Source organism: Nocardiopsis sp. CA-288880 (assembly GCF_050955985.1).
In the GTDB taxonomy this organism is placed as follows: Bacteria; Actinomycetota; Actinomycetes; order Streptosporangiales; family Streptosporangiaceae; genus Nocardiopsis; species Nocardiopsis tropica.
The window spans coordinates 4,701,047-4,724,385 of record NZ_CP192105.1 but is presented as its reverse complement, the minus strand read 5'-3'; the positions used below and the strand labels follow the sequence as shown (position 1 = coordinate 4,724,385).

Below are 23,339 nucleotides of genomic sequence, written 5' to 3'. Positions count from 1 at the left end.
GGGAGCGGGGCGCCGTACAGCGGGGCGCCCCCGCAGCCGGAGCCCACCCTCCCGGGAGCGGGACGCTACCGGGAGTTCCGGTCCCCGGCCCCGTCCCGCTCGGCGTCGGCGTCCGCAGCCCCGCGGGGCCGGGCGGCCGAGGAGAGGAGGCCGGCGGCGGCGACGAAGACCAGGGGCACGACCAGGGCCCCGCGCAGTCCGTACGCCTCGCCCAGGAATCCGAGCGCGGGCGGCCCCACCAGGAACGCCACGTAGCCGAGGGTCGCCACCAGCCCGACCCGGGCCGCGGAGTCGGGCCCGGAGTCGCCGGCCGCGGACAGGGCCACGGGAAAGCCCAGGGACGCCCCCAGCCCCCACAGGACCACGGCCGCCGCGGCCAGGACCTGGCTGTCCGCGCCGGCCACCAGCCCCATCCCCAGGACTCCGGCGGCCGCACTGGCGGCGAGCACCGCGACCCGGCCGAAACGCGCCAGGAAGTACCCGCCGGCGAAGCGTCCGACTGTCATCGAGGCGGCGAACACGGCGTAGACCATCGACCCCGCCGCAGGGTCGAAGCCGTGGCCGTCGACCATGATCAGGGGCAGCCAGTCGTTGGCGGTGCCCTCCGCCAGGGCCATCGCGAGCACGATGACGCCGATCAGGAGCAGGCGCGTGTCCTTCCACGGCGCGCGTCGCGTGCCGGGGCCGCGGTCGTCGGCGCGGGGGCGCGTCCTGCCGGTGTCGGCGGGGACGGAGCCGAGCACCGCCGCCGAGGCGGCCAGGGCCAGGAGGCCGACGATCCCCAGGTGCCAGGCGACGGGGAAGTCGGTCGCGGTGAATGCGATGCCGGCGACCGCGCCCACCACGGTGCCCAGGCTGAAGAAGCCGTGCAGGCGCGGGAGCAGCGGCTCGGACAGGGCCTTCTCGACCTCGGCGCCCTCGATGTTGAGGGCGATCTCCCCGCCGCCCATGCCCAGGCCGAAGAGGAACAGGCCGATCGCGACCAGCACCGGGGCCGACAGGGCCGCGCCCGCTCCGATGGTGGGCATGCTCAGGACCAGGGTGGCGATGCCGAACACGATGAGCGGCCGGGCGCCCAGGCGGGCGACGAGTGGCCCCGCGGAGAGGATGCCGAGCATCGAGCCGGCCGAGAGGCCGAACAGGACCAGACCCATCTCGGCGGTGGAGGCCCCCAGCGCGTCGCGGATGGCGGGGGTGCGGGTGACCCAGGAGGAGATCCCCAGGCCGGGGAGGAGGAAGAGCGTGCACAGCGCGAGGCGCCGGCGTCTCATGGCGGTGTCCACGAAGAGAGTTCCTAGCGGTGGGCCGGGCAATAGTGTGTACAAAAGTACGCACTTTACCCGGCGGCCGTCACGGGGCCGGGACCGGGGCGCGGGTCCGCCACAATGGTGGCGGGAAGGGGGAGGCATGGGCGGACCACGGCGGGTCGGCAACGACCCGGAGCGCAAGGAGCGCATCCTCGCGGCGGCCCTGGAGGTGATCGCCGAGCGCGGCGTGCACAGGACCACCCACCGCGCGATCGCCCAGCGGGCCTCGGTCCCCCTGGGGTCGCTCACCTACCACTTCGACGGCCTGACGGAGATCCTGGAGCAGGCCTTCGCGCACCTGGCCCGGACCATGGCGCGGTACTACGGCGACAGGATGGCCGCGGCGAGCAGCCGGGCCGAGGCGTGCGAGGCCGTGGTCGACCTCATCTGCGGCCCCGGGTACGCCACCCCCGGGCAGTTCGTGCTGCTCTTCGAGATGTACTCCTACGCCAACCACAACGACGCGGTCCGGGAGGCCGCGCGCGCGTGGATGGGCGTCAGCCGCGGCTTCCTGTCCGCGCACTTCTCCCCGGAGGCCTGCCGGGCGCTGGACGCCCTGGTCGAGGGGTGGTCACTGCACCGGCACTTCGAGCGGGACGGCGGGGGCCCGGACCGCGCCCTGGTCTCGGCGACGGTGACCGCCGTCGCCGAGCGGCTCGGCTGATCCGCGCCGCGTCCTCCCCGGGAGCGCCGACGCCGCGAGGAGGTGTCAGCGCCCCCCGTCCGGCCGCGCCGGGGGCCGCAGCCGGTAGGTCGCCTCGTCGAAGTCGGCGTGCAGGCCCTGCCCGCCCAGGTCCCAGGCCCACAGGCCGACGAAGGCTCCGGTGAACCCCATGGTCCGGAGCCCTCCGTCCTCGATCTCCTCGGCGTGCTCGTCCGAGAGCACGGTGGCGTCCAGCCACGGTCCCAGGGGGTCCCACCCCCCACCGGCGTCGCGGCGGAAGCGCAGGCGGGCACCGTCCACGTCCACGCCCAGCCGCGTCCGCCCTCCCGTTCCGGGGGCGAGGACCTCGGTCCCCTCCAGGGTCACCCGCCCCCGGTCGCAGGCCGCCACCCCCAGCACCTGCCGTCCCGCGTCGTCGACGCTGCGGTACGCGAAGAACCAGTTCCGGGTGTTGTAGTAGGCGGTGAGCCCGGCCAGGTGGCGGGTGTCCGTCGGCCGGTACTCCATGGTGGTCTCGAACGAGCAGTGCGGGGAGCTCACCCTCCGGGCGACCAGGCTGGCGCCGACGAGGCTCTGCGGCGAGCGCCCGCCCCGCACCCGCAGGTGCGAGCGCCGCGCGGCCGTGGTGACCCAGTCCCGGGTGGCGGGGCGGCGCAGTGTGGACCAGTGCGGCCCGAGCACGGCGCCGTCGAAGTGGTCGGTGCCCTCCCCGTGGACGTCCGGGACCGGGTCGCCGCCGCCCGGATCCCCGGCGGCCCGCGGGACGGCGGGCGCGGGGATCCGCGTCTCCGGGCGCCCGCCGGGCACCCGGGGCCAGCCCTGCGGGGTCCAGGCGACGGGCGCCAGCGCGGTCTCGCGGCCCAGGACGCACGGGCCGCGCCGCCCCAGGGGGCGGGCGGCGAGGTAGGCGAGGTAGGTGTCCCCGGCGGGGGTGTCCACCAGGCAGCCGTGCCCGGCCTTCTGCAGGGGCAGGTCGGGCCGGTCGCGGGCGGTGATCAGCGGGCCCCCGGGATCGCGTTCGTACGGCCCGGCCAGGTTCCTGGAGCGGGCGGCGGTGACGCGGTGCCCGTAACCGGTGCCCCCGTCCGCGGTGAGCAGGTAGTACCAGGAGCCGATGCGCCGGATCCGGGGGCCCTCGACCCAGTCCTCCCCCTCCGGGAGCGCGATCCGGACCGGTGCCCCCGCCAGGGTCCGTGCGCGGCGGTCGTAGCGGACGGCCTCCAGTCCCGAGGAGCCCCCGTGGCCGGGGCGCCAGTCGTGCGCCAGGCTCACCAGCCAGCTCTCGTCGCCGTCGTGCAGCAGGGCCGCGTCGAACCCGCGTGCGTGCAGGGGGACCGGGTCCGACCAGGGCCCGTGGATCGTCGGCGCGGTCACGAGGAGGTTGGGGCTGTCGGTGAAGCCGCCGGCGTAGGACGTGACGTTGCTGTAGACGAGGTGGAACAACCCGTCGGCGTGGCTGAGGTCGGGGGCCCACACGCCCCCCGAGTCCGGGCGGCCCGCCAGGTCGAGCCATGGCGGGCCGGGCAGGGCCCCGCCCAGGGGGCGCCACCGCACGAGGTCGGTGGAGTGGTGCAGGCGCACGCCCGGGTACCACTCGAAGGTGGAGGTGGCGAGGTAGAAGTCCCCGCCGACCCGCAGGACGCAGGGGTCCGGGTGCGACCCCGGAAGGACCGGGTTGAGGACGGGGGCCGGTTCGGACGGCATGGGGGGACCTTTCCGCACCACTGGTTCGGCGGGGCGCTCGGCGCGCCTCCCGCGACCGGGCACGGGAGGCGCCCGGTCGGCCGATCCTAGTCGGCCGATCCTGGGCCCGCGCGGAGCGGAGGGCGGCAGCCGGGGCCGGCGGCCGTGCGCGTCCCGGCCCCCTCAGCGGCGGGGGCGGCCCCGCCCGCCGGGCGCCCAGGGCCCCTCGCACGCGACCCTCGACGCCTCCTCGGGCCGGCCGTCCTCCAACAGCCACACGATCACGTGGAGCTGCTCCCGGTAGGCGGTTTCCGCGGACCCGGCCGACGGCCGCCGCCACGCCTCTAGCATGGCCCGTAGCCCGCCCGGGCGGCGCACCGCCGACCGCGGCCACCGCCACCGGCCGTCCCGTGTGACCACCATGGACCTCTCCCTCCGTGCTCGCCCGGAGCCGCTCGGGGCAGCGGCTCCCGGGGATTCTCGCCCACGGGCCCGGAGCGTGCGTTGAGGCCAGACGAAGAGGGGTGCCCAGAAGATGAAGGCAGGACCGATGGGGGTGGCCGACCTGAGCGACCTCGCGCTGCTCGTGGAGGTGATCGAGGCGGGCTCCATCACGGACGGGGCCCAGCGGTGCGGGATATCGCTGTCGGCCGCCAGCGTCCGCATCACCGCGCTCGAACGGCACTACGGGCTGCGGCTGCTCGACCGCCGCCACCGGGGGGTGACGCCGACCCCGGCCGGCGAGGCCCTGGCCGCGAGGGGCCTGGTCCTGCTCGACGGCGCCCGGGACCTGGAGGCGGGCATGGCCGCCCGCGCCCGGGGACTGGAGGACAGCGTCAGGCTGGTGACCAACAGCTCCGCCGCCGACGCCCTCACCGAGTTCCTCGCCGCCACGCTCAACCGCCTGCCCAACACCGCGGTCACCCTGGTCGAGCTGAGCAGCGAGGCGGCCGTCGCCCACGTCCTCGACGGGCTCTCCGACATCGCGGTCGTCTCCTCGGTGCCCGCGGGCTCGGCCTGCCAGACGCGCCGGCTGTGGGACGACGACCTCGTCGCCGTCGGCCCGGCCTCCTCCCTGCCCCGGAGGCCGCTCCGTCTGGCGGACCTGCTCCGCGAACCCGTGGTCGGCCTCCTGCGGGGGAGCCCTCTGCAGGACCTCGTCGACCGGCAGGCGCACGCGGCGGGGGCGGAGCCCGCCTACCGGGTCCGACTGCCCTCGCTCGGGGCCGTCTGCGCCGTGGCCTGCACCGGTGTGGGGTACGCCGTGGTGCCGCGGGGGGCGGCCCGGCGCCACGGTGTCTCCCCCGCGTCCCTGTACGAGTTGGACGAACCGTGGGCGGCGCGGCACACGGTCCTCGTCGCGGCGGACTTCTCCACCCTCACCGAGAGCACGGCGGCGTTCGTCCGCCACCTCCTGGAGCACGGTCCGGCCCTGGACGAGGAGGGGTAGAGGGGCCGCGGCCGGGGCGCGGTGGCGGAAGGAGGACGCGGCACGGCGGAACGCACGGGCACCCCCGGAGGGCGCGCGGGCCCGGCGCGGCGGCCGGTGTCAGTCCTTCCCGAGGAGGGCGAGGAAGAACTCCCGGACGTCCCGGGCGAGCAGGTCCGGCACCTCCATCGCGGCGAAGTGGCCGCCGCGCCCGAACTCCGACCAGTGCCTGATGTCGTACAGCCGCTCGGCCAGCGGTCGCACCGACTGCGTGATGTCGTGGGCGAAGACCGCCACGCCGACCGGTACCGGGCACGGCTCGGTCTGCCGCCGGGCGTCGCGGTGCAGCCGCGCCGAGGAGGCCGCGGTGGCCGTCAGCCAGTACAGCGAGACGTCGGTGAGCATCCGCTCGTCGTCGACCGGCGAGCGGGGGTCGGTCCACTGCGCGAAGCGCTCGGCGATCCAGGCCAGCTGGCCGACCGGCGAGTCGGTCAGCGCGTAGCCGATGGTCTGCGGGGTCGCGGCCTGCAGGGCCTGGTACGGCGGGCGGTTCGCCATCAGCTCCCTGACCTTGTCCAGCCGGGCCTCGTCCTCCTCGGACAGCTCGACGCCGGCGTCCGGGTCCGGCCTGGTCGGCAGGTAGTTGACGTGCACCCCGACGACCTGTTCGGGCGCCACCGCGCCGAGCGCGGTGGAGATGCCCGACCCGAAGTCGCCGCCCTGGGCCCCGTAGCGCTCGTACCCCAGTCGCCGCATCAGCTCGGCCCAGGCCCGCGCGATCCGGACCGTGTCCCAGCCGCGCTCGCGGGTCGGCCCGGAGAAGCCGTAGCCCGGGATGGAGGGGATCACCAGGTGGAAGTCGCGTGAGAGCGGTTCGACGACGTCGAGGAACTCCAGGAACGAGCCGGGCCAGCCGTGGGTGAGGACCAGCGCGAGCGCGTCCGGTCTCGCGGACCGGACGTGGACGAAGTGGACGGTCTGGCCCTCGATCCCGGTGGTGAAGTGCGGGAGCTCGTTGAGGGCGGCCTCGTGCTCGCGCCAGTCGTAGCCGGTGCGCCAGTACTCGGCCAGTTCCCGGAGCCGTGCCAGCGGGAAGCCGTAGTCCCACCCGGCGTCGGCGACCTCGTCGGGCCAGCGGGTACGGGAGAGCCGGTCGGCCAGGTCGTCGAGGTCGGCCTGGGGGATGTCGATGCGGAACGGCGTGATCATGGTCCTGGCTCCGGTGGTTCATTGGGGGCCTGAATGTTTGCCCGCCAAACGTTTGGGCCACGAACGGTAGCATAATCATTGGATGCACCAACGGTTCGTTAGACTCCGGGCATGGAGAACCCACCGGAGAAGACGCCCGCAGCCTGGGAGAGCACGCCCAGCTGGCTGCTCACCCAGACCGCCCACCACGCGCACCGCCTGGTGGCCGACGGGTTCTCGTCCGTGCGCGCCCGCGGCTACCACTACCGCCTGCTGGCCGCGCTGGAGGAGTCCGGCCCCGCCAGCCAGGCCGAACTGGGACGCCGCAGCGGCATCCACGTGAGCGACATGGTCGCGACGGTCAACGAGCTCTCCGACCGCCGCCTGGTCGAGCGGGTCCTGGACCCCTCCGACCGGCGGCGCAACATCGTCTCGCTGACCGCCGCGGGCAGGAGGCAGCTGCGGGTGCTGGAGGGGCGGCTGGCCCGCACCCAGGAGGAACTGCTGGCCCCGCTGGCGCCCGAGGAGCGGCAGGTGCTGACCGGGTTGCTGGCCCGGCTGCTGGAGCACCACGACCGGAGGGGCGGCGCCTCCGGGGAGGCACGGCGCTGACCGGGGCCCGTCCCTCTCCGGAGGAGCGCGGTGCCGCGGCGCCGGTCAGGGCCGGCCGCGCCACCCGCGGGGCAGGGCCCCGCGCTCCACCGCGATCTCGACCCCGTCCTCCTCCACGGCCACGACGTCCTCCCACCGGACGTAGCGCTCGTGGCGCCGCAACCACCCCAGCAGATGCCGCCAGGGGGTGGGCGCCTCCAGGGAGTCCCCGAACCCGAAGCGTCCGGCGAGCGCGGAACGCCCCGCCACCAGTCCCAGGACGGTGTACGCGCCCCCGCTGTGCCGGACGACGATGTCCTGGACCGAACCCGCGTCCTTCCCGTCGCAGTCGACGATCCGCAGCCCCAGGAGCGCGCCCGCGCGCAGCCGCTTCATCGCCGCCCCCCGGGGATGCGGCCGATGAGGTGGCGCGCCACCCACGCCTCCAGGGGGCGCATCCCCGGCGGGGCGTCCGTGGACAGCACCGTGGTGGGGGCGAACTCCTCGACGTCGGTGAGCGGGATCCGGGTGGGCGCCTCCTCCGGCGGGCGCATCCGCTCCAGGACCGCCTCCCAGAACCGGCCGAACCGCCCGGCGATCCGTCCGCCGAGGGAGGCCGCGTCGATGATCAGGGCCGTCATGGCCGGCGCCTCCCCCTCCCGCCAGGTGAACTCCACGTCGTCGACCTTGCCCAGGTTCTCGCCCCCGCGGTCGACCACCTGGCGGTCCAGGACGGTGAACCCGACCCGGAAGATCGTCCCGTCCGCCTCGTCGGACATCTCACTGCCCCGCTTTCGTGTAGAGCATGAGGGGGATGGCGGCCACCGACACCACGCACAGCAGCACCAGGTAGACCGAGGCCAGGACGTTGGTGAAGCGCGAGTTGACCTGGTCGCCGAGGTAGCCGCGGTCGTTGGCGACGACGAGGATCGGCAGGTAGGTCAGGGGCAGGGCCGCGGCCGAGAAGACCAGGCTGTACTCGGTGACGGTGATGGGATCGACCCCGGTGAGGATGAAGAGGGTGCCGCCCAGCAGGCTCACCATGATGACGAGGTGGAAGTAGGGGGCGCTCGCCGGCGGCAGTGTCTTCCCCCAGTGCCAGCCGAAGTACTGGGCGACGCCGTAGCCCGCGGCCAGGCCCGACTCCAGGGCGGCGCCGAAGGTGGCGGCGAAGAACCCGAGGATCACCACGATCAGTCCCAGCCTGCCCAGGGTCGAGACGACGGGGAGCGCGACCTGTCCCAGGTCGGACACCTGGACCCCGGCGGGCATGAGCAGGACGGCGGCGCAGCCCATGATGGCGAGGGACAGCAGCCCTCCCAGGGGGAGGCCGAAGAAGACGTTGAGGCGCGCGGTGGCCAGATCCTCGGAAGTCCACTTCTCCTCGACCCCGCCCGAGGAGAAGAAGAGGACGGTGTACGGGGTCATCGCGGCCCCGAACAGGGTGATGGCGTAGTACCACCACACGGCCGCCCCCTCGTTCGGGGGCGGGGAGAAGGACACCGCCTCCGTGAGGAGGGCCCCCAGGTCCGGGCCCATCCTCCACAGGGCCACACCGAACACGACGAGGGCCAGGCCCAGGAGGCCGTAGGTCTTCTCCATGTACTCGAAGGGCAGCCGCCACAGCACGATCCAGACGAGGAACCCGACGACCGGGACCCACAGCAGGTAGTGGATGCCGCTGGCGAGCTCCAGGGCCAGCGCGATACCCCCCATCTGCGCGGACAGGGTGAGCAGGGTGATGAGGTAGGAGGCCAGGAGGTTGGCGAGGCCGACTCTGGCGCCGAGCCGTTCGCGCACCAGGTCGAAGGTCCCGCGACCGGTGGCGGTGACCACGCGGGCGGACATCTCGGTGAACACCATCAGCCCGACCACGCCGACGGGGACGACCCAGGCCAGGGTCATCCCGAAGCGGGAGCCGACCACGGAGTTGGCGACCAGGTCGCCGATGTCCAGGAAACCGCCGATGGCGGTGAGCAGGCCCAGGGTGAAGGCCGCCAGCCACCTCACGAGAGGGCCTCCTCGAGGTCGGAGAGCCCGGCCGAAACGGTCAGGAGGGTCTGCCCGGCGGCCTCGACCGCGGCGCTGTCGTCCCTGTTCAGGGCGATGCGCAGGTCGGCGAGCGCGTTCACCGCGGTGTCGCAGAGGGGGGAGAGCTCCGCCCGCAGGGCGTCGGACCCGGCGGTGGGCGGCTGGCGCGTCCCGAAGGTGTCGGCGATCGAGCGGGCGGCGTCCTCGGAGTCCTCGGCGGTGGTCTCCGCGTAGGGGGAGAACGCCCTGTCGCCCCGGTGGATCTCGACGAGCAGGACGCCCGTCCCCACGGCCGAGAGGAGGTCCGTGACGGTCTGCTCGGCGGCGTCCCGGTAGGAGCCGGCGGTCGGGGTCGGGGCCGTGCAGCCGGCGGCCAGGGACAGGAGGACCGCCATCAGGGCCAGGACGGGGGCGGTGGGCCGCGCCGGGAACCGGCCGGTGCGACCGGGCTCCTGAGAGGGCGAACGGGGCTGGAGCACTCCACGACCATAGCCATCGGTGACGAGAGAATCACCCAGCGCGATGAGTGGGGCGTGTCGGGGCGGGGGCACGGCGCCCCGGGGCGGTTCCGCTCCCGCGGCCCCCGGCCCTGCGCTCCGGCCGCCCGCCGGGGGGCGCGGACGGGACCGGGGAGGGAGCCGCCGTCCGCGGCCCCGCGCGGGCGGTGTGCCGTTCCCCGGCGCACCGCCCGCGCGTCACCCGTCCGGGGCGGGCGCACGGGGTCCCCTCAGGCGCCGTCGTCCGGGGCGCGCATGGCCTCGGCCATCCACTCGTAGGGCGGCGTCTCCTCGGGCGGGTGCTCGTTGATCACCGCCACCAGGGACATGTACCGGCCGTGGGTGTCGTCGTAGACGGGGTCCTCGGAGGCGGCGTCCTCCTCGGCGACCTGGCGCTCGATGTCGGGGAGCAGCCGATAGGAGTCGGCCATCCGGTTGCGAATTTCGGGGGTGAGCTCGATGCCGGACACCCCCGCGGCCCCCTCCATGAAGCGCGTGATGGCGTTCTGCGCCCAGGGGGACCGGGGGGACTCGCCGGCGCGGTGGGCGGCCATGACCTCCTCGATGCGGGAGAGCCCGTCTCCGTAGATGAAGTCCTGGAACGGCGCGCTCGCGATGTCCCTGCCCACGTCCGTGGAGTAGGTGTCGTGCAGGTAGGCGCGGACCGCGTCGCGGAACTCCGGGTCCCGCACCAGGTCGGCCAGTTCGATCCACGCCTCCAGCTGGGCGGCCGTGGGGTCGGCCGGCAGGATCGGCCGCATCGCGCGCAGCCGGTCGACGAAGCCGTCGGGGACGTCGAGGCCCTCGCCGACGTCGTTCCAGAAGTCGTCGACGACCTGTTCGCGTTCCTCGTCGGTCATCGAGACGAGCTTGTGCATCAGGTCGGCCTGCGTGGTCGTGCCGCCCTGTCTGATCAGGGTCCGCAGCACCGCCCTCCTGGCCCGCAGGGTGCGCTCCTGGCGCTCGACGATCTCCAGGTGGGTGGTGAGCAGGCCGTGCAGGGTCGTGCCCCCTTCGAGCAGGCGGCGGATCTCGTCCAGGTCGGTGTCCAGTTCGCGCAGGGTGCGGACGAGTTCCAGGCGGGCGATGGTGTCGACGTCGTACAGGCGGTGGCCCGCCCCGGACAGGTGGGTGGGCTCGACGATCCCGGCGTCGGCGTAGAAGCGGACGGCGCTGACGCTCAGGCCGCTGCGGCGTGCGGCGTCTCCGATGGGGTACAGCTCGTTGTCGTTCATGGGAGCCACTGTGGTACCTCGAGCCGCTTGAGATGCAAGCCCCCGGGGCGCCCGGATCCGCGCGGAGGCGACGGAGGGGAGGGCTTCGCGTACGGGACACCCGGTCCGGTCGACCGCCTCAGGGTCGGGTCCCGCTCCGTGGCCGCCCGCCGACGGGCCGGGAGGGAACTGGGTGGTTCTCACCGACGCGAACGACCGCACGGGGACGCGACTGTGTCTGTGACACGCCCTGTGCCCCGGCGGGCGCCGTTCCGGCGCCGGATCCCGCCCCGACGCGGCCGGGGCACCTTCCTTCCGTCCTCAGTGGAGATGCCTGTGAACGACCTGACGAAATCGACCCGCCGCCGCTGGTGGTGGACGCTCTGGGCCCTGCTGGCCGTGTCGGCCGCCGCCGTCGCCCTCTACTCGGCGGAGCCCTACGCGGTCGGGGACGTGGAGCGCAACAGGATCCCGCTCGACCCCGGGGTCGCCTCCCACTACCTCTCCATCGCCGTGCACGCGATCCCCAGCTCCCTGGCGCTGCTCATCGGGCCGTTCCAGTTCCTCACCCGGCTCCGCGTCCGGTACCCGCGTGCGCACCGCGTCGCCGGCCGGGTCTACATGGTCTGCGTGGTGCTGGGGTCGATGGCGGCCCTGTTCGCCGCAGCCTTCTCCGTCAGCGGCTTCTCGGTGCAGGTCGCCTTCTTCATCCTGACGGCGGCCTGGCTCTACACGCTCGTCCAGGCCTTCCGGACCATCCGCCGTGGGGAGGTTCGGCTGCACCGGGTCTGGATGATCCGCAACTACGCGCTCACCTTCGCCTCCGTGAGCCTGCGGATCTACCTCGGTCTGGGGCTGGCGCTCCAGGCGAACTACTTCCCGTCCCTGACCTTCGACGACGTCTACCACGCGAGCGCGTGGGCGTCCTTCCTGGTGAACGTCCTCGTGGCGGAGTACTTCATCGTCCAGCGCGTGCTGAGGCCCGCGGCCCGCCGACAGGGGGCCGCGGGGGCCGCCCCCGCGTCGGCGGGGGACGGCCGCCGAGTCCCCGTGGACGCGGTCGGGCCGGCCGGGAGCGGTTCCGGGGCACGGGACCGTACCTGAGGCCGGCGCCCCTCCCCGTGCGCTCGCGGCCGTGCCGCCCCGGGCGGCCACGGCCCGGGGCGGCGGCGGGGCTCCGGGCCCTCGCCCCTTCAGGGCCGCACCACGGCGAAGCCGGGGTCGGGCGTCTCCAGGACGCCGAACAGCGAGCGGAGCACCCCGAGGTCCCCCTCGTGCCCGACGCCCCGGAGGTCCCGGCGGGTGATGACGCCGACCAGCTGCTGCCTCGTCATGGTGAGCGCCAGGCGCGCTCGCGGGTCGGGGGAGCGGTCCCGGTGGTGCACGAGCACCCCGTTGGCGAGGCGCAGGTGCCACACCGCGTCCTGGTCGACCAGGTGCAGGTCCAGGCGCAGGTCGAGGTCCCATGCCGCGGGGCCGTCGACCCGGACGGCGAGGGAGTCGAGCAGCTGGTCGACGCCGAGGGCCGCCAGTAGGCGGCCCCCGCCCGGCCGGCGGGCCGGGCGGGGGCCGCGGACGAGCTCCTGGGCTCCGGTGAGGTAGTAGTTGCGCCACGTCGCGTTCTCGCAGGCGTGGCCGAGCGAGGTGTAGACGTCGGCCAGCCGCCGCCGCGCCCCCTCGTGGTCCGGCTCGGCGAAGACCGCGTGGTTGAGCAGGGTGGCGGCGAAGCGCAGGTCGCCCTCGCCGACGAGGTCGTCCGCGCGCGCGAGGGTCCCGCCGATGCCGCCGAGCAGGTCCACCCAGCGCCTCGACTCCTCGACCGGCGGGTGTTCCCACAGGTGGGCGGGGTTTCCGTCGAACCAGCCGAGGTAGCGCTGGTAGACGCCCTTGACGTTGTGGCTCAGCGACCCGTAGTAGCCGCGGTTGGCCCATTGCCGGTCCAGGGCGGGAGGGAGCGTGAGCTCCTCCGCGATCTCCCGGGGGGTGAGGCCCCGGTTGATCAGGCGCACCGTCTGGTCGTGCAGGTAGGCGTAGAGGTCGCGCTGCCCGGTCAGGAACCCCTCGATCCGGTCCGCGCCCCAGGTCGGCCAGTGGTGGGTGGCGAAGGCGACGTCGGTGCGGTGGCAGAAGAGCTGGACGGCCTCGGTGAGGTAGCGGGCCCACTGGTGCGCGTCGCGGACCTGGGCTCCCCGCAGGGTGATGATGTTGTGCATGGTGTGCACGGCGTTCTCGGCCAGGCACAGCGCCCGGCGCTGGGGGAAGTACATGTTCATCTCCGCCGGCGCCTCCGTCCCCGGCGTGAGTTGGAATTCGATGTGCACCCCGTCGACCACGCGGTCCTGGCCGGTCCGGGTGATCGACTCCGTGGGCTCGGCCAGGCCGATCGTGCCGGCGGACAGGCGCTGTCCCAGGCCGCACCCCAGGTGGCCGGCGGGGGAGGTCTCGAGCGCGGTGCCGTACATGAACCCCGACCTCCGGGCCATCGCGGGTCCGGCGTAGACGTTCTCGGAGACCGCGTGTTCCAGGAACCCCTCGGGCGCGAGCACCGGGACGCCGGGCGCGGCGTCCGCGAGGACACCGTCCACGCCTCCGAAGTGGTCGGCGTGCGGGTGGGTGAGGACGACGCCGGTGACCGGGCGGTCGCCGCGGTGGGACCGGTAGAGCGCCAGCGCCGCGGCGGCGGTCTCGGCCGAGGTCAGCGTGTCGATGACGACGACGCCGGTATCGCCCTCGACCAGGGTCATGTTGGCCAGGTCGAGGCCCCTGACCTGGTAGATCCCCTCGGTCACCCGGAACAGGCCGTGCATGGACGCCAGGCGGCTCTGCCGCCACAGGCTCGGGTTCGCGGTGTCGGGCGCCGGCCCGTCCAGGAACGCGTACGCGTCGGCGTCGTACACCACGCGGCCGGCGGCGTCGGTGACGAGGGCCGGCTCGAGCGTCGCCACGAAGCCGCGCCCGGCGTCGCGCAGGTCCTGCCCGTCCTCGGGGGGAAGGCCCCCGTCCGGCTTCGCGGCGGTCATGTCGCGCCCCCCGCGGCCCTGACCATCTCGCGGACGATGCCGTTGCGCTGGATCTCGGAGGCGCCGGTCAGCACGCGGAACATGCGCAACTGCCGCCAGATCACCTCCACCGGGGCGCCGCGCACCATACCGGCCTTGCCGTGCATCTGCACCGCCCGGTCCGCTATGGCGAACGCGCGCTCGGCCACGAACAGCTTGCACATGAAGGACTCCACCCGGGGCCGCTCCCCCGCGTCGAGCAGGGCGAGGGCGTCGTAGGTCATCGAACGGGCCGCGTAGTAGTCGGTGGCCATGTCGGCGAGTGTGTGCTGGATCGCCTGCTTCTCCAGGAGGAGCCCGCCGGAGACGCTGCGCCCGGCGGCGAAGTCGAAGGCGAGGCCGATCGCCCGCCGTGCCGCGCCGAGGGCGGTGGGGCAGTGGAGCAGGCGGTTCGCGGTGACCCGCCCGAGGCTGATCCGCATCCCCTGCCCCTCCTCGCCGAGCAGGTTCTCGGCGGGTACGAAGCAGTCGTCGAGGACGACGTCGCTCTCGATGTTCTGCCCCGACAGGGGTACCTGCCCCGGGCTCACGCGGCAGCCGGGGGAGTCCAGGTCGACGAGGAACGCGGAGTAGGACTCCTCGGAGCCGGCCATGCGGGCGACCAGGATCGAGAAGTCCGCGAAGGTGCCGCCGGTGCTGAACACCTTGTGCCCGGTGATCCGGTAGCCGCCCGGCACCGGGGTCGCGGTGGTGCGCATGCGGCGTACGTCGGAGCCCGCGTCGTCCTCGGTCATGGAGAAGCAGCACGCCCGCTGCGCCCTGACGACCGGCAGCAGGTACTTCTCCCTCTGGTACTCGGTGGCGTGCTCGAAGATCGCGCCGATCCGCAGGGGCCCGCCCATGTCGCCGAGCACGCTCGTGGCCAGCACGCGCCCGGAGGCGCCGACCTCCTCCTTGAGCGCCGCCAGCTCCGTGTAGGACAGTGCCCGGCCGCCGAGGTCCTCGGGGAGGTGGATGCCGTAGAAGCCCAGCTCCCGGCTGCGCCGCCACACCGGTTCCAGCTGGGAGCGGTGCAGCGGGGTCTCGGGCGCCAGCCCGAGGTCGTCCTCGTAGGCGGCGAGCTCTCCGGACAGGTAGTCCCGGAGTCCGCCGACCAGCGCGTCGAGGCGCGGGTTGTCGTGGTACGTCGGCTGAAGCATGAAGGCCATGGGTCGCTCATCCCACCTGTCGCTCGGAGCCGGCCCATTCGCGCCGCCGGAGCGCGCGCCGGTCGATCTTGCCGTTGCGGTTGCGCGGGATCCGCTCGGCGAACTCGACGATGCGGGGGAGCTTGACCCGGGACAGCCGGGTCGCGCAGAACTCGCGCAGCTCGTCCCCGGTGGCGGCGGCGCCCGGCCGGAGCGTCACGAACGCCTTGACGGTCTCCCCCCACCGTTCGTCGGGGACGCCCACGACACAGGTCTCGAAGACCGCGGGGTGCTCGTAGAGGGCGGCCTCCACCTCGGTGCAGTACACGTTGTAGCCCCCGGAGATGATCATGTCCTTCTCGCGGTCCACGATGAACAGGTAGCCGTCCCGGCGGAAGAAGCCGAGGTCCCCGGTGCGCACCCACCCGTCGCGGAACGTCTCGGCGGTGGCCTCCTCGGCATGGAAGTACTCCCGGACGCAGTCGGGGCCTCGGGCCAGGATCTGCCCGACCTCGCCGGCGGGGAGCGTGTTCCCCCCGTCGTCGACGACGCGGACCTCCGTGTCGAAGACCGGGCGCCCGCAGGAGAGCAGCAGCTCGGGGTCGGACTCGATGCCCCGCAGCACGTCCTCGGAGGTGAGGAAGGTGATCGCGCTCGTGGTCTCGCCCTGCCCGTAGCCCTGGTTGACCACGGGGCCGAACAGCTCGACGGCGTCGCGGAGGCGGGCCGGGCTGACGGGGGCGCCGCCGATCGTGACGCTGCTCAGGCGGGACAGGTCCCGGCTGCGCGCGGTGGGCGAGGCCAGGACCATGTTGAGCATGACCGGCACCAGGAAGGTGTGGGTGACGCGCTCGCGCTCCAGGACGTCGAGGTAGGCCTCGGTGTCGAAGGCCGGGAGCACCACGACGGCGGCTCCGCGGAAGAAGCAGCCGAGGATCCCCATCCCGCTCGCGTGGGTGATCGGCCCGGGGGCGAGGTAGACCGACCCCGGGCCGGTGGAGCCCTGCGGGTTCATCGCCAGCTTGCGCATGTTGGACAGCCTGTTGCCGACCGTCTGGACCGCGGCCTTGAGCGTGCCCGTGGAGCCCGAGGTGAAGTTCAGTACCGCAGGGCTGTCCTCGTCGAGGTCGACGGCCACCGGCCCGGGGTCGCCCTCGGCGAGGAGGGCGGCGTAGCCCAGGGCGTCGCCGGCGTCTCCGTCGAGGACGACCACGAGACAGTCGGGGGCACGGGAGTCGACGATCGCGCGCACGGTCGGGAGGTTGGCCGCGTCAACGAGGACCAGCCGCACCCGGGCGTCCAGGAGGACGTGCTCGATCTCGGCCGCCGCCAGTCGGGTGCTGACCGGCACCCGGAGGCACCCCGCCTTGCAGAGCGCCATCTCCGCGACGACCAGCTCCCCGCGGTTGCCGGACAGGGTGGCGACCGCCGTGCCGGGCGTGCAGCCGCGCGCGAGCAGGGCGGAGGCCAGCCGGTTGGCCTCCTGTTCGAGGGCGAGGTAGCTCCAGCGCCGGTCCCCGGACACCAGGGCCTCCGCCTCCGGCCAGTGGCACGCGCTGCGGGTGAGGTAGCTGCCAAGGTTCACGGTCCCTCCAGAGGTCTTCGAGCGAACACCGAGATACTAGACACGATGTCCAGGAAGTGTCCAGGGGTGTCGGGCGTTGCTAGAAAGACCCCATGACAAACGAGGATCGGCGCACACTCCGCACCCGGGCCGCACTGCGGGCGGCGTTCGTCTCCCGGGTGCTCGCCGACGGGTACTCCGGGGTCAGGGTGGAGCACATCGCGGCGGCGGCCGATGTCGGGAGGGCGACGTTCTACACGCACTTCCGCGACAAGGAGGCGCTCTACGACCACGTGGTCGAGGTCGTCCTGGGCGAACTGCGGGAGCGGATGGCCCCCGTCGACCGGGAGGGCGTCGGGTTCACCGGGTGGCCGGTGGCCGAACTCTTCCGCCACGCGGCCGAGCAGCCGGACCTCTACCGCCTGATCCTGCGGGGGGAGGGCGACGGCCGCGGGCTGCGGGCCCTGGTCGAGGCGTGGACCGAGGCGGCCCACGACATCTTCGCGGAGCGGGCCAGGGCCCACCGCATCCGCCCCCGCGTCGACCTGCGGGTCGTCGCCCGGGCCTGGGTCGGCGAGCAGGTCTCGGTGCTCCTGTGGTGGCTGGAGTCGCCGGCGCCGCGCCCGGACGTGGAGCAGGTCGTGGAGACGCTGGTCGAGCTGTCCCGGCGCGGGCGCTACTGGGCGACGGGCTTCGACTCGATTTCCGACTAGGGGGTTGTGTGGCGCCGGTCACCCACCTTATGTTCTGGACACCTCGAACGTTATTGGTCGCTGTGTCCAGGAAATGAGAGGGTGGGTCCCTTGCCGTCACACCGAAGGCTCCTCCACGAGTACCCCACGGGCGCCCGGCGACGGCTGCTGGTGGCCGTCGTCGTCCTGGCGCTGTTCATCTCCGCCTACGAGGGGCAGCTCGCGCCGGTCCTGCCCCTGCTGCTGGCCGACCTCGGCATGTCCCTGGGCGCCTACGGGCAGATCACCGCCGTGTCGCTGCTGTTCGGGGCTGTGTCCGGCTACCTGGGCGGTGAGCTGGTCGACCGCGTCGGCCGGGTCCGCGTGGTGGTGCCGCTCATGTTCTTGTCCGCGGCGGCGTGCCTGTTCATGGCGCTGTCGCAGTCGGTCGCCCACTTCACCGCCGCGCGCATCCTGCTCGCGTTCGTCGAGGGTATGGCGGTGGCCGGCACCCAGCCGCTGATCCGGGACTTCACGCCCCGGATGGGCAGGGCCCAGGCCTTCGCCTTCTGGAGCTGGGGGCCCGTAGGGGCGAACTTCTTCGCGGCGGCCGTCGCCGCGCTGACACTCGACCTGTTCGACCACTCCTGGCGCTCGCAGATCTTCCTGATGTCGGGCGCGGCCTTCGTCGGGGCGACGATCGTCGCCCTCACCCTGCGCGACCTGGCTCCGGAGCTGCGGCGCACCATCCGCATCACCGAGCGGACGACCGGCGTGAGCGGGGCGCCGGCGGGTGGGAGCCGTCTGCGGCCGCTCCTGCGCCGCCGCGTCGTCTGGGCGCACGTGGCCGCGATGTCGCTGCTCTACGTGCTGCTCGCCACCATGAACGCCTACGGCCAGACCATGCTGGTCGACCACTTCGCCATGACGGTGCGCACGGCGTCGGCGATCGTGATGTCGTTCTGGGCGGGAAACCTGGCGGCCGGCCTGGTCTTCTCCCGGCTCTCCGACAGGACGCAGAGCCGCAAGCCGTTCCTCGTCGGCGGGGCACTGGCGGCGACGCTGCTGCTCGGGGCGCTCGTCCTCACGATGGGCGCGGGCGCGTCCGCCTCGCGGTTCCTCCTCGTCGTGCTGCTGACCGGTGTCGGGATCTCCCTCGGCGCCGTCCTCGGGCCGTGGATGGCCAGCTTCTCGGAGTACACCGAGGAGGTGCACCCGGACGTCCAGGGGCTGGCCTTCGGCCTCAACCACTTCGTCAGCCGGTTGTTCATCCTCGCGGCGGTACTGCTGGCGCCGGCGGTGGCCGCGGCCGGCGGCTGGCAGGTGTGGATGGCCGTCACCCTGGTGACGACCGCCGCCTTCGCGATCGTCGCCACGCAGGTCCAGGGCAGTGTGCGGCGTGCTCCCCGCCCACCGGCGGCGGAGGGGGCCGGTGCGGCGGCCCCGGCCTCCGGCGAGCCCGGGAGCCTGCGGGGGGCGTCCGGCTCGTAGGGGGCGGTGACGGGCCGGCGCGGAAGGCGTGCGCCGGAGAGGGGGAGGGGCGCCGACGCGGGCCGGCCGCGGCGGCGGGGCCGGGGGCGGGCGCCCTCACCCGTCCCCGGGAGGGCCGTCGCGCAGGCGGGTGTTCTCCTCCTCCAGCTCCAGGATCCGACCGATCCCCGTCAGGTTCACCCCCTGTGCCGCCAGTTCGACGACCCGTCTCAGCCGGGCGATGTCGTCGTCGCTGTACATGCGCGTGCCGCCCTCGGTGCGCGCCGGGGCGACCAGGCCCCGCTCCTCGTAGGAGCGCAGGCTCGGCGGTGCGACCCCCGCCAACCTGGCGGCCACGGAGATCGTGTACAGGCCGCGTGCGGTACCCGGCCGCGGTTCTGCCATCAGCACGTCCTTCCTCGCCGAGCCATCGGTGCGCCCTCCGACCCTACCTCCGGACTTGAGAAAACCTTTATCGGACACGATTGTTTATCTCCCGCGTCCTGAGGTATAAAACCTGCGTCACCTCGCATCAGGTTTTCTAGTAGGGACAGAGGAGGTTTCCATGATGCTGATGCGTACCGACCCCTTCCGGGACATCGACCGCCTCACGCAGCGGATCCTGGGGGAGGCGTCACGACCGGCCACCATGCCGATCGACGCCTACCGCGAGGGCGACGATTTCGTCGTCTGCTTCGACCTGCCGGGGGTGCGCGCCGACTCCATCGACCTGGAGGTCGAGCGCAACGTGCTCACCGTGACCGCCGAGCGCCCCGACGCCGTGCGCGACCGCGAGGCGGTGGTGGTCGCCGAACGCCCTTCCGGCACCTTCTCGCGACAGCTGTTCCTCGGCGAGACGCTGCGGACCGACGCCATCCGGGCCGACTACGCCGACGGTGTCCTGACCCTGCGCATCCCGGTGGCCGAGCAGGCCAAGCCGCGCAAGATCAGCGTCGGCCAGGGCGACGGCCGGCCTCGCGGCATCGACGCCTGAACCCCCGGCGGCCCGGCTCGGGCCGGGCCGCCCCCTGAGCAGTGTCCGTTCCCCTCTTCTCAGGAAGCAGTGAACCGAATGCCTTCCACACTCCGCAGGACGCGCGCGATGGCCGAGCACATCCAGCGCCACGACCACCGAGAGTCGACCCACCTGGCGTGCGTCCGCTTCTTCCGCGCGCTCCGGGCCTACGAGTCCGCCTGGGGGAGCACGCCAGGACGGCTCCGCCGGGCGCTGGAGGACCTCAGGGGCGCCACCGCCGACCTCACCGGCGACCCCGGGGCCTTCCGGCGCGCGTTCCGGGACCCCCGCCACCGAGGCGCGCCGCACAGCCTCGACGAACCGCTGGCCGAGCAGCTGCGGGCGTTCCTGGAGGCCCCGGCCCACGCGGGGGCGGGCTGAGGCGTCGGCTCCAGAAAACCTGCCCACAGGGCGAGCCAAAATCTCCATCGGCCAGAGTAGACATGCACCGGGACCGCTGATACATTTCCTGTCGTAGCCACAGGGATCCACGGGGTGGACCACCGGAAACGCCGGTGGAGAGCAGGATCGGCGTCCCGCCGACACGGGAGGCGCCGGGGTAGTGGGGAAGGACGCGGTAGGGCTCGACCGGTACGGAGACGTCGGACAGTGCCGGGGGCCGGTAGGACCGCAGTGGCAGTACCGGCGCCCCCGTATACAGGGCGCCGCAGCAGGAGTGAAGTGCACGCAGTGAGATCGAGAGGAGTAGATGCCATCGAGGATCGCCCGGGTGTGGGTTGTTCCGCTCGGGTACCGCAGGCCCCGGTTCGGAAGAAGGTGGTCCACGGTCACACAACCGCGATCCCCGCGTTCCCGTTCCAGTTCGACATCGGGAAGCGGAAGACCGGCAGCAGCCGGTAGATGGTATTGAACTCTCGGACCCCAGCGCCGTTCGGCGCTGGGGTCCTCGGCGTGCGATGAGGAGAGAAAGAGAAACGCTTGACCAGTTCCGGAACCAACCGGTTCGACGATGACGACTACCCCGCCTACACCATGGGCCGCGCCGCGGAGATGATCGGTACCACGCCGGCCTTCCTGCGCGCTCTGGGTGAGGCCCGCCTGATCGAGCCCCTGCGCTCGGCGGGCGGACACCGCCGCTACTCCCGCTACCAGCTCAGGATCGCCTCCCGCGCCCGCGAACTCGTGGACGAGGGCACCCCGATCGAAGCCGCCTGCAGGATCATCATCCTGGAGGACCAGCTGGAGGAGGCGCAGCGGATCAACGAGGAACTCCGCACCTCCGGAGGCGGGCCGCGGACCGACTGAGCGGTCGCCGACCCGGAGGCCCCGGGACGGCACGGACTCACAGGACCGCTCCTGGGAGCCCGTCCCGCCCCGTGGCCTCACCCCGTACGGCGCTCCCGGTGCGCCCGCACCATCTGCCGATACCAGTGGTAGCTGTCCTTGGGCGTGCGTGCCAGCGTCTCGTAGTCGACCGACACGATGCCGAACCTGCGGTCGTACCCGTAGGCCCACTCGAAGTTGTCGAGCAGGGACCAGACGAAATATCCCCGCACGTCGACTCCGGCCGCGACGGCGTCGGCGAGGGCCGCCAGGTGGTCCCGCAGGTAGGCGACCCGGTCCTCGTCGTGCACGCGTCCGTCCGCCGCGGGCACGTCCGGCTCCGCCGAGCCGTTCTCGGTGATGTAGACCGGGGGCAGCTCCGGATACCGGCGGTGCAGGTCGAGCAGGAGGTCGGTGAAGGACTCCGGGACCACGGGCCACCCCATGGTCGTGTGGCGCACCCCCTCGACCGGGACCTGTTCCACCCCGATGTCGACTGCCGTGCGCGCGGCGGCGTCGGGCAGGGGCGCATGGCGCACCCGCACGGGGCGGTAGTAGTTCAGTCCGACGAAGTCCAGCGGCTGCGCGATGGTCGCCGCGTCCTCGGGGGACCGGTAGCTCCCGTCGGCCATGGACCCCCAGGTGGCCGTCTCGTTCCGGGGGTAGTGTCCGCGCAGCAGCGGATCCAGCCACACCCGGTTGTGCAGCGTCTCGGCGCGGTCCACGGCCTCCGCGTCCTCGGGCGAGTCCGTGGCGGGGATGAAGCGGTCCGGGTTGAGGGTGATGCCGACCTCCGCCGCGCGACCGTGCCGTGCCGCGGAGGCACGCAGTTCCCGTGCCGCGAGACCGTGGGCCAGCAGCAGGTGGTGCGCGGCGGCCAGGGCGGGTGTGCCCTCCCGGGTCCCCGGGGCGTGGCGGCCCACCGCGTGGCCGACGAACGCCGAGCAGTGCGGCTCGTTCAGGGTGATCCAGCGCTGCACCCGGTCGCCCAGCCGGTCCGCCACCGCCCGCGCGTACTCGGCGAAGCGCTCGGCTGTGGCGCGCACGCGCCAGCCCCCCTCGTCCTCCAGCGCCTGCGGGAGGTCCCAGTGGTAGAGGGTGGCCACGGGCTCGATACCGGCCTCGCGCACGGCGTCGACGAGGCGGTCGTAGAAGGCCAGTCCCTCGGGGTTGACCGCTCCCTTCCCGGTCGGCACGACCCGGGGCCAGGCGATCGAGAACCGGTAGGCGTCCACTCCCAGCTCCCGGAGGAGTGCCACGTCCTCCGGGTACCGGTGGTAGTGGTCGCAGGCGACGTCACCGCTCTCGCCGCGGGCGACGCGGCCGGGCGTCCGGCAGTAGGTGTCCCAGATGGACGGGCCGCGCCCGCCCACGTCGGCGGCGCCCTCGATCTGGTAGGCCGCCGTCGCGGCCCCGAAGACGAAGCCGGGCGGGAGGGCGGGCAGCTCTGGCGTGGTCATGGTGTGTCTCCGATGGCTGTGTGCGTGGAGCGGCGTCATGGCCGGGGGTGGGGGAGAGGGGCGGGGTCAGTAGCCGGCGGACTTGTCGACGACGTTCGCCAGCGGCCGGCCCTGGACGTGGCGCTCCAGGTTGTCGACGAAGATGTCCACCCCGCGGCGCCGCGTCGCGGCGGTCGTCGCTCCGTTGTGCGGGGTGACGACGACGTTGGGAAGGTCCCAGAAGGGGCTGGCCTCCGGGAGCGGCTCCTCGGCGTGGGCGTCGAGTCCGGCCCCGGCGATCCATCCCTCGGTGAGGGCCCGCAGCAGGGCCCGGTCGTCCACGATCCCGCCGCGCGAGACCACGACGAGGAACGCGGACCCCTTCATCGCCCTGAGCTCGGCCTCGCCGACCAGGTGCTCGGTGGCCGGAGTGTCGGGGGCCGTGACCACCACGAAGTCGGACTCGCCCAGCATCCGGTGCAGGTCCCGCGGGGCGAAGACGGCGTCCACGCCGGGGGAGGGCCGGTCGGTTCGCCGCCGTACCCCCACCACCCGCATGTGGAAGGCCGCGGCCTTGGCGGCCAGGTCGAGACCGGAGCGCCCCAGGCCGATGATCCCGCAGGTGAGGCCGTTGAGCTCGCCGTGCTCGAAGCGCTCCCATCGACGGTCGGCCTGGGCCCGGGCCCATCGGGCGGCGTCGCGGTTCAACATCAGCATCAGCATCATCGCGTGTTCGGCCAGGGGTATCGCGCCGTTGCCCGCGGAGGAGGTGAGGGTCGCCGGGTGCCCGCCCATCCCGCCCGCGAGGTCGGCGTTGACGCCCGCCGCCCAGCTGTGGACCCAGCGCACGGCGGACGCCGCTGCCAGTTCCTCCCCGCTGAGGGTCCCGGCGACGACGGTCGCCGAGGCCAGGAGGTCGGGGCGCTCCCCTGGCCTTTCCACGAACTCCACCGGGGCGCCCGCCGCGGCCGCGCGGATCCGCGCCTTCTCACCGGGATCGAACCGCCCGCTCACGAGTACTGGTCCGTACTCGGGCACGCACATCACGTCCTTCGCTCGCTCTGGTAATTTTGGCCGAGATTGGTCCGACCGGTCCGGTGAGTATA

General features: G+C 73.4%; 24 protein-coding genes. 9 read left to right on the top strand and 15 right to left on the bottom strand.

The genetic code is table 11. The features are described from left to right. Nucleotides 1–65 precede the first annotated feature (65 nt). Nucleotides 66–1,271, bottom strand: coding sequence for an MFS transporter (locus tag ACQPYD_RS20615; RefSeq protein ID WP_433697235.1), 1,206 nt, complete (start codon nt 1,269–1,271; stop codon nt 66–68). 136 nt (nt 1,272–1,407) lie between these two features. Between ACQPYD_RS20615 and ACQPYD_RS20610 the strand changes: the two genes are divergently transcribed. Beyond that, entirely contained in the window at nt 1,408–1,971 is a 564-nt protein-coding gene (locus ACQPYD_RS20610; protein ID WP_433697234.1) for a TetR/AcrR family transcriptional regulator, read from the top strand. A 45-nt stretch (nt 1,972–2,016) separates the two neighbouring features. On the opposite strand, the gene ACQPYD_RS20605 is transcribed toward ACQPYD_RS20610, so the two are convergent. Beyond that, on the bottom strand, nt 2,017–3,675 hold the full coding sequence (locus ACQPYD_RS20605) for a family 43 glycosylhydrolase (protein ID WP_433697233.1): 1,659 nt from the start codon (nt 3,673–3,675) through the stop codon (nt 2,017–2,019). Between the two features lie 162 nt (nt 3,676–3,837). Then, on the bottom strand, nt 3,838–4,077 hold the full coding sequence (locus ACQPYD_RS20600) for a hypothetical protein (protein WP_433697232.1): 240 nt from the start codon (nt 4,075–4,077) through the stop codon (nt 3,838–3,840). Nucleotides 4,078–4,189: 112 nt separating this feature from the next. Between ACQPYD_RS20600 and ACQPYD_RS20595 the strand changes: the two genes are divergently transcribed. Continuing rightward, the gene (locus ACQPYD_RS20595; RefSeq protein WP_433697231.1) at nt 4,190–5,104 is read left to right on the top strand and encodes a LysR family transcriptional regulator; all 915 of its coding nucleotides are present in this window, start codon (nt 4,190–4,192) and stop codon (nt 5,102–5,104) included. A 99-nt stretch (nt 5,105–5,203) separates the two neighbouring features. Here ACQPYD_RS20595 and ACQPYD_RS20590 read toward each other — a convergent pair whose 3' ends face one another. After that, complete coding sequence (locus ACQPYD_RS20590; protein WP_433697230.1) at nt 5,204–6,292, bottom strand: epoxide hydrolase family protein; 1,089 nt, start codon at nt 6,290–6,292, stop codon at nt 5,204–5,206. 111 nt (nt 6,293–6,403) lie between these two features. On the opposite strand from ACQPYD_RS20590, the gene ACQPYD_RS20585 reads away from it, so the two are divergent. After that, nucleotides 6,404–6,883 carry a MarR family winged helix-turn-helix transcriptional regulator gene (locus tag ACQPYD_RS20585; protein ID WP_433697229.1) on the top strand — a complete coding sequence of 160 codons (480 nt, stop codon included), beginning with the start codon at nt 6,404–6,406 and terminating at the stop codon, nt 6,881–6,883. 45 nt (nt 6,884–6,928) lie between these two features. Here ACQPYD_RS20585 and ACQPYD_RS20580 read toward each other — a convergent pair whose 3' ends face one another. The 5 genes from ACQPYD_RS20580 to ACQPYD_RS20560 all read right to left on the bottom strand — a co-directional run bounded on the left by ACQPYD_RS20580 (nt 6,929) and on the right by ACQPYD_RS20560 (nt 10,625). Continuing rightward, complete coding sequence (locus ACQPYD_RS20580) at nt 6,929–7,258, bottom strand: PRC-barrel domain-containing protein (RefSeq protein ID WP_433697228.1); 330 nt, start codon at nt 7,256–7,258, stop codon at nt 6,929–6,931. After that, nucleotides 7,255–7,641 carry a hypothetical protein gene (locus ACQPYD_RS20575; RefSeq protein ID WP_433697227.1) on the bottom strand — a complete coding sequence of 129 codons (387 nt, stop codon included), beginning with the start codon at nt 7,639–7,641 and terminating at the stop codon, nt 7,255–7,257. The genes ACQPYD_RS20580 and ACQPYD_RS20575 overlap by 4 nt, the downstream gene beginning before the upstream one ends. 1 nt (nt 7,642) lies before the next feature. Then, nucleotides 7,643–8,872: an NRAMP family divalent metal transporter gene (locus ACQPYD_RS20570; RefSeq protein ID WP_433697226.1), complete on the bottom strand. Its 1,230-nt coding sequence runs from the start codon at nt 8,870–8,872 to the stop codon at nt 7,643–7,645. Beyond that, nucleotides 8,869–9,372 (bottom strand): hypothetical protein, encoded by a 504-nt coding sequence (locus ACQPYD_RS20565; RefSeq protein ID WP_433697225.1) that lies wholly within the window; start codon nt 9,370–9,372, stop codon nt 8,869–8,871. The genes ACQPYD_RS20570 and ACQPYD_RS20565 overlap by 4 nt, the downstream gene beginning before the upstream one ends. A gap of 248 nt (nt 9,373–9,620) precedes the next feature. After that, on the bottom strand, nt 9,621–10,625 hold the full coding sequence (locus ACQPYD_RS20560; RefSeq protein ID WP_433697224.1) for a MerR family transcriptional regulator: 1,005 nt from the start codon (nt 10,623–10,625) through the stop codon (nt 9,621–9,623). 315 nt (nt 10,626–10,940) lie between these two features. Here ACQPYD_RS20560 and ACQPYD_RS20555 point away from each other — a divergent pair, with 315 nt between their 5' ends. Next, a complete protein-coding gene (locus ACQPYD_RS20555) occupies nt 10,941–11,708 on the top strand; it encodes a DUF2306 domain-containing protein (protein WP_433697223.1) in 768 nt (255 codons plus the stop codon). Between the two features lie 89 nt (nt 11,709–11,797). On the opposite strand, the gene ACQPYD_RS20550 is transcribed toward ACQPYD_RS20555, so the two are convergent. Genes ACQPYD_RS20550 through ACQPYD_RS20540 form a run of 3 tightly spaced genes read right to left on the bottom strand, consistent with a single transcriptional unit; the run spans nt 11,798 to nt 16,375 of the window. Then, nucleotides 11,798–13,624, bottom strand: coding sequence for an alkyl/aryl-sulfatase (locus tag ACQPYD_RS20550; RefSeq protein WP_433697222.1), 1,827 nt, complete (start codon nt 13,622–13,624; stop codon nt 11,798–11,800). Further along, entirely contained in the window at nt 13,621–14,811 is a 1,191-nt protein-coding gene (locus ACQPYD_RS20545) for an acyl-CoA dehydrogenase family protein (RefSeq protein ID WP_378554362.1), read from the bottom strand. The genes ACQPYD_RS20550 and ACQPYD_RS20545 overlap by 4 nt, the downstream gene beginning before the upstream one ends. 7 nt (nt 14,812–14,818) lie before the next feature. Further along, nucleotides 14,819–16,375, bottom strand: coding sequence for a class I adenylate-forming enzyme family protein (locus ACQPYD_RS20540; protein ID WP_433697221.1), 1,557 nt, complete (start codon nt 16,373–16,375; stop codon nt 14,819–14,821). Nucleotides 16,376–16,467: 92 nt separating this feature from the next. Here ACQPYD_RS20540 and ACQPYD_RS20535 point away from each other — a divergent pair, with 92 nt between their 5' ends. Together ACQPYD_RS20535 and ACQPYD_RS20530 are read left to right on the top strand one after the other, a co-directional pair. Next, on the top strand, nt 16,468–17,067 hold the full coding sequence (locus ACQPYD_RS20535) for a TetR/AcrR family transcriptional regulator (RefSeq protein ID WP_433697220.1): 600 nt from the start codon (nt 16,468–16,470) through the stop codon (nt 17,065–17,067). 90 nt (nt 17,068–17,157) lie between these two features. After that, complete coding sequence (locus tag ACQPYD_RS20530; protein WP_433697219.1) at nt 17,158–18,516, top strand: MFS transporter; 1,359 nt, start codon at nt 17,158–17,160, stop codon at nt 18,514–18,516. A 96-nt stretch (nt 18,517–18,612) separates the two neighbouring features. On the opposite strand, the gene ACQPYD_RS20525 is transcribed toward ACQPYD_RS20530, so the two are convergent. Next, a complete protein-coding gene (locus ACQPYD_RS20525) occupies nt 18,613–18,900 on the bottom strand; it encodes a MerR family transcriptional regulator (RefSeq protein WP_433697218.1) in 288 nt (95 codons plus the stop codon). Nucleotides 18,901–19,060: 160 nt separating this feature from the next. On the opposite strand from ACQPYD_RS20525, the gene ACQPYD_RS20520 reads away from it, so the two are divergent. The 3 genes from ACQPYD_RS20520 to ACQPYD_RS20510 all read left to right on the top strand — a co-directional run bounded on the left by ACQPYD_RS20520 (nt 19,061) and on the right by ACQPYD_RS20510 (nt 20,776). Next, entirely contained in the window at nt 19,061–19,489 is a 429-nt protein-coding gene (locus ACQPYD_RS20520) for an Hsp20/alpha crystallin family protein (protein WP_433697217.1), read from the top strand. A gap of 78 nt (nt 19,490–19,567) precedes the next feature. Beyond that, a complete protein-coding gene (locus tag ACQPYD_RS20515) occupies nt 19,568–19,891 on the top strand; it encodes a hypothetical protein (RefSeq protein WP_433697216.1) in 324 nt (107 codons plus the stop codon). A 612-nt stretch (nt 19,892–20,503) separates the two neighbouring features. Further along, entirely contained in the window at nt 20,504–20,776 is a 273-nt protein-coding gene (locus tag ACQPYD_RS20510; protein WP_267950419.1) for a MerR family transcriptional regulator, read from the top strand. A 77-nt stretch (nt 20,777–20,853) separates the two neighbouring features. Here the strand turns inward: ACQPYD_RS20510 and ACQPYD_RS20505 are convergent, their stop codons facing one another. Further along, entirely contained in the window at nt 20,854–22,254 is a 1,401-nt protein-coding gene (locus ACQPYD_RS20505; protein WP_433697215.1) for a GH1 family beta-glucosidase, read from the bottom strand. A gap of 66 nt (nt 22,255–22,320) precedes the next feature. Next, a complete protein-coding gene (locus tag ACQPYD_RS20500; protein WP_433697214.1) occupies nt 22,321–23,277 on the bottom strand; it encodes a D-2-hydroxyacid dehydrogenase in 957 nt (318 codons plus the stop codon). Between the last annotated feature and the right edge of the window lie 62 nt (nt 23,278–23,339).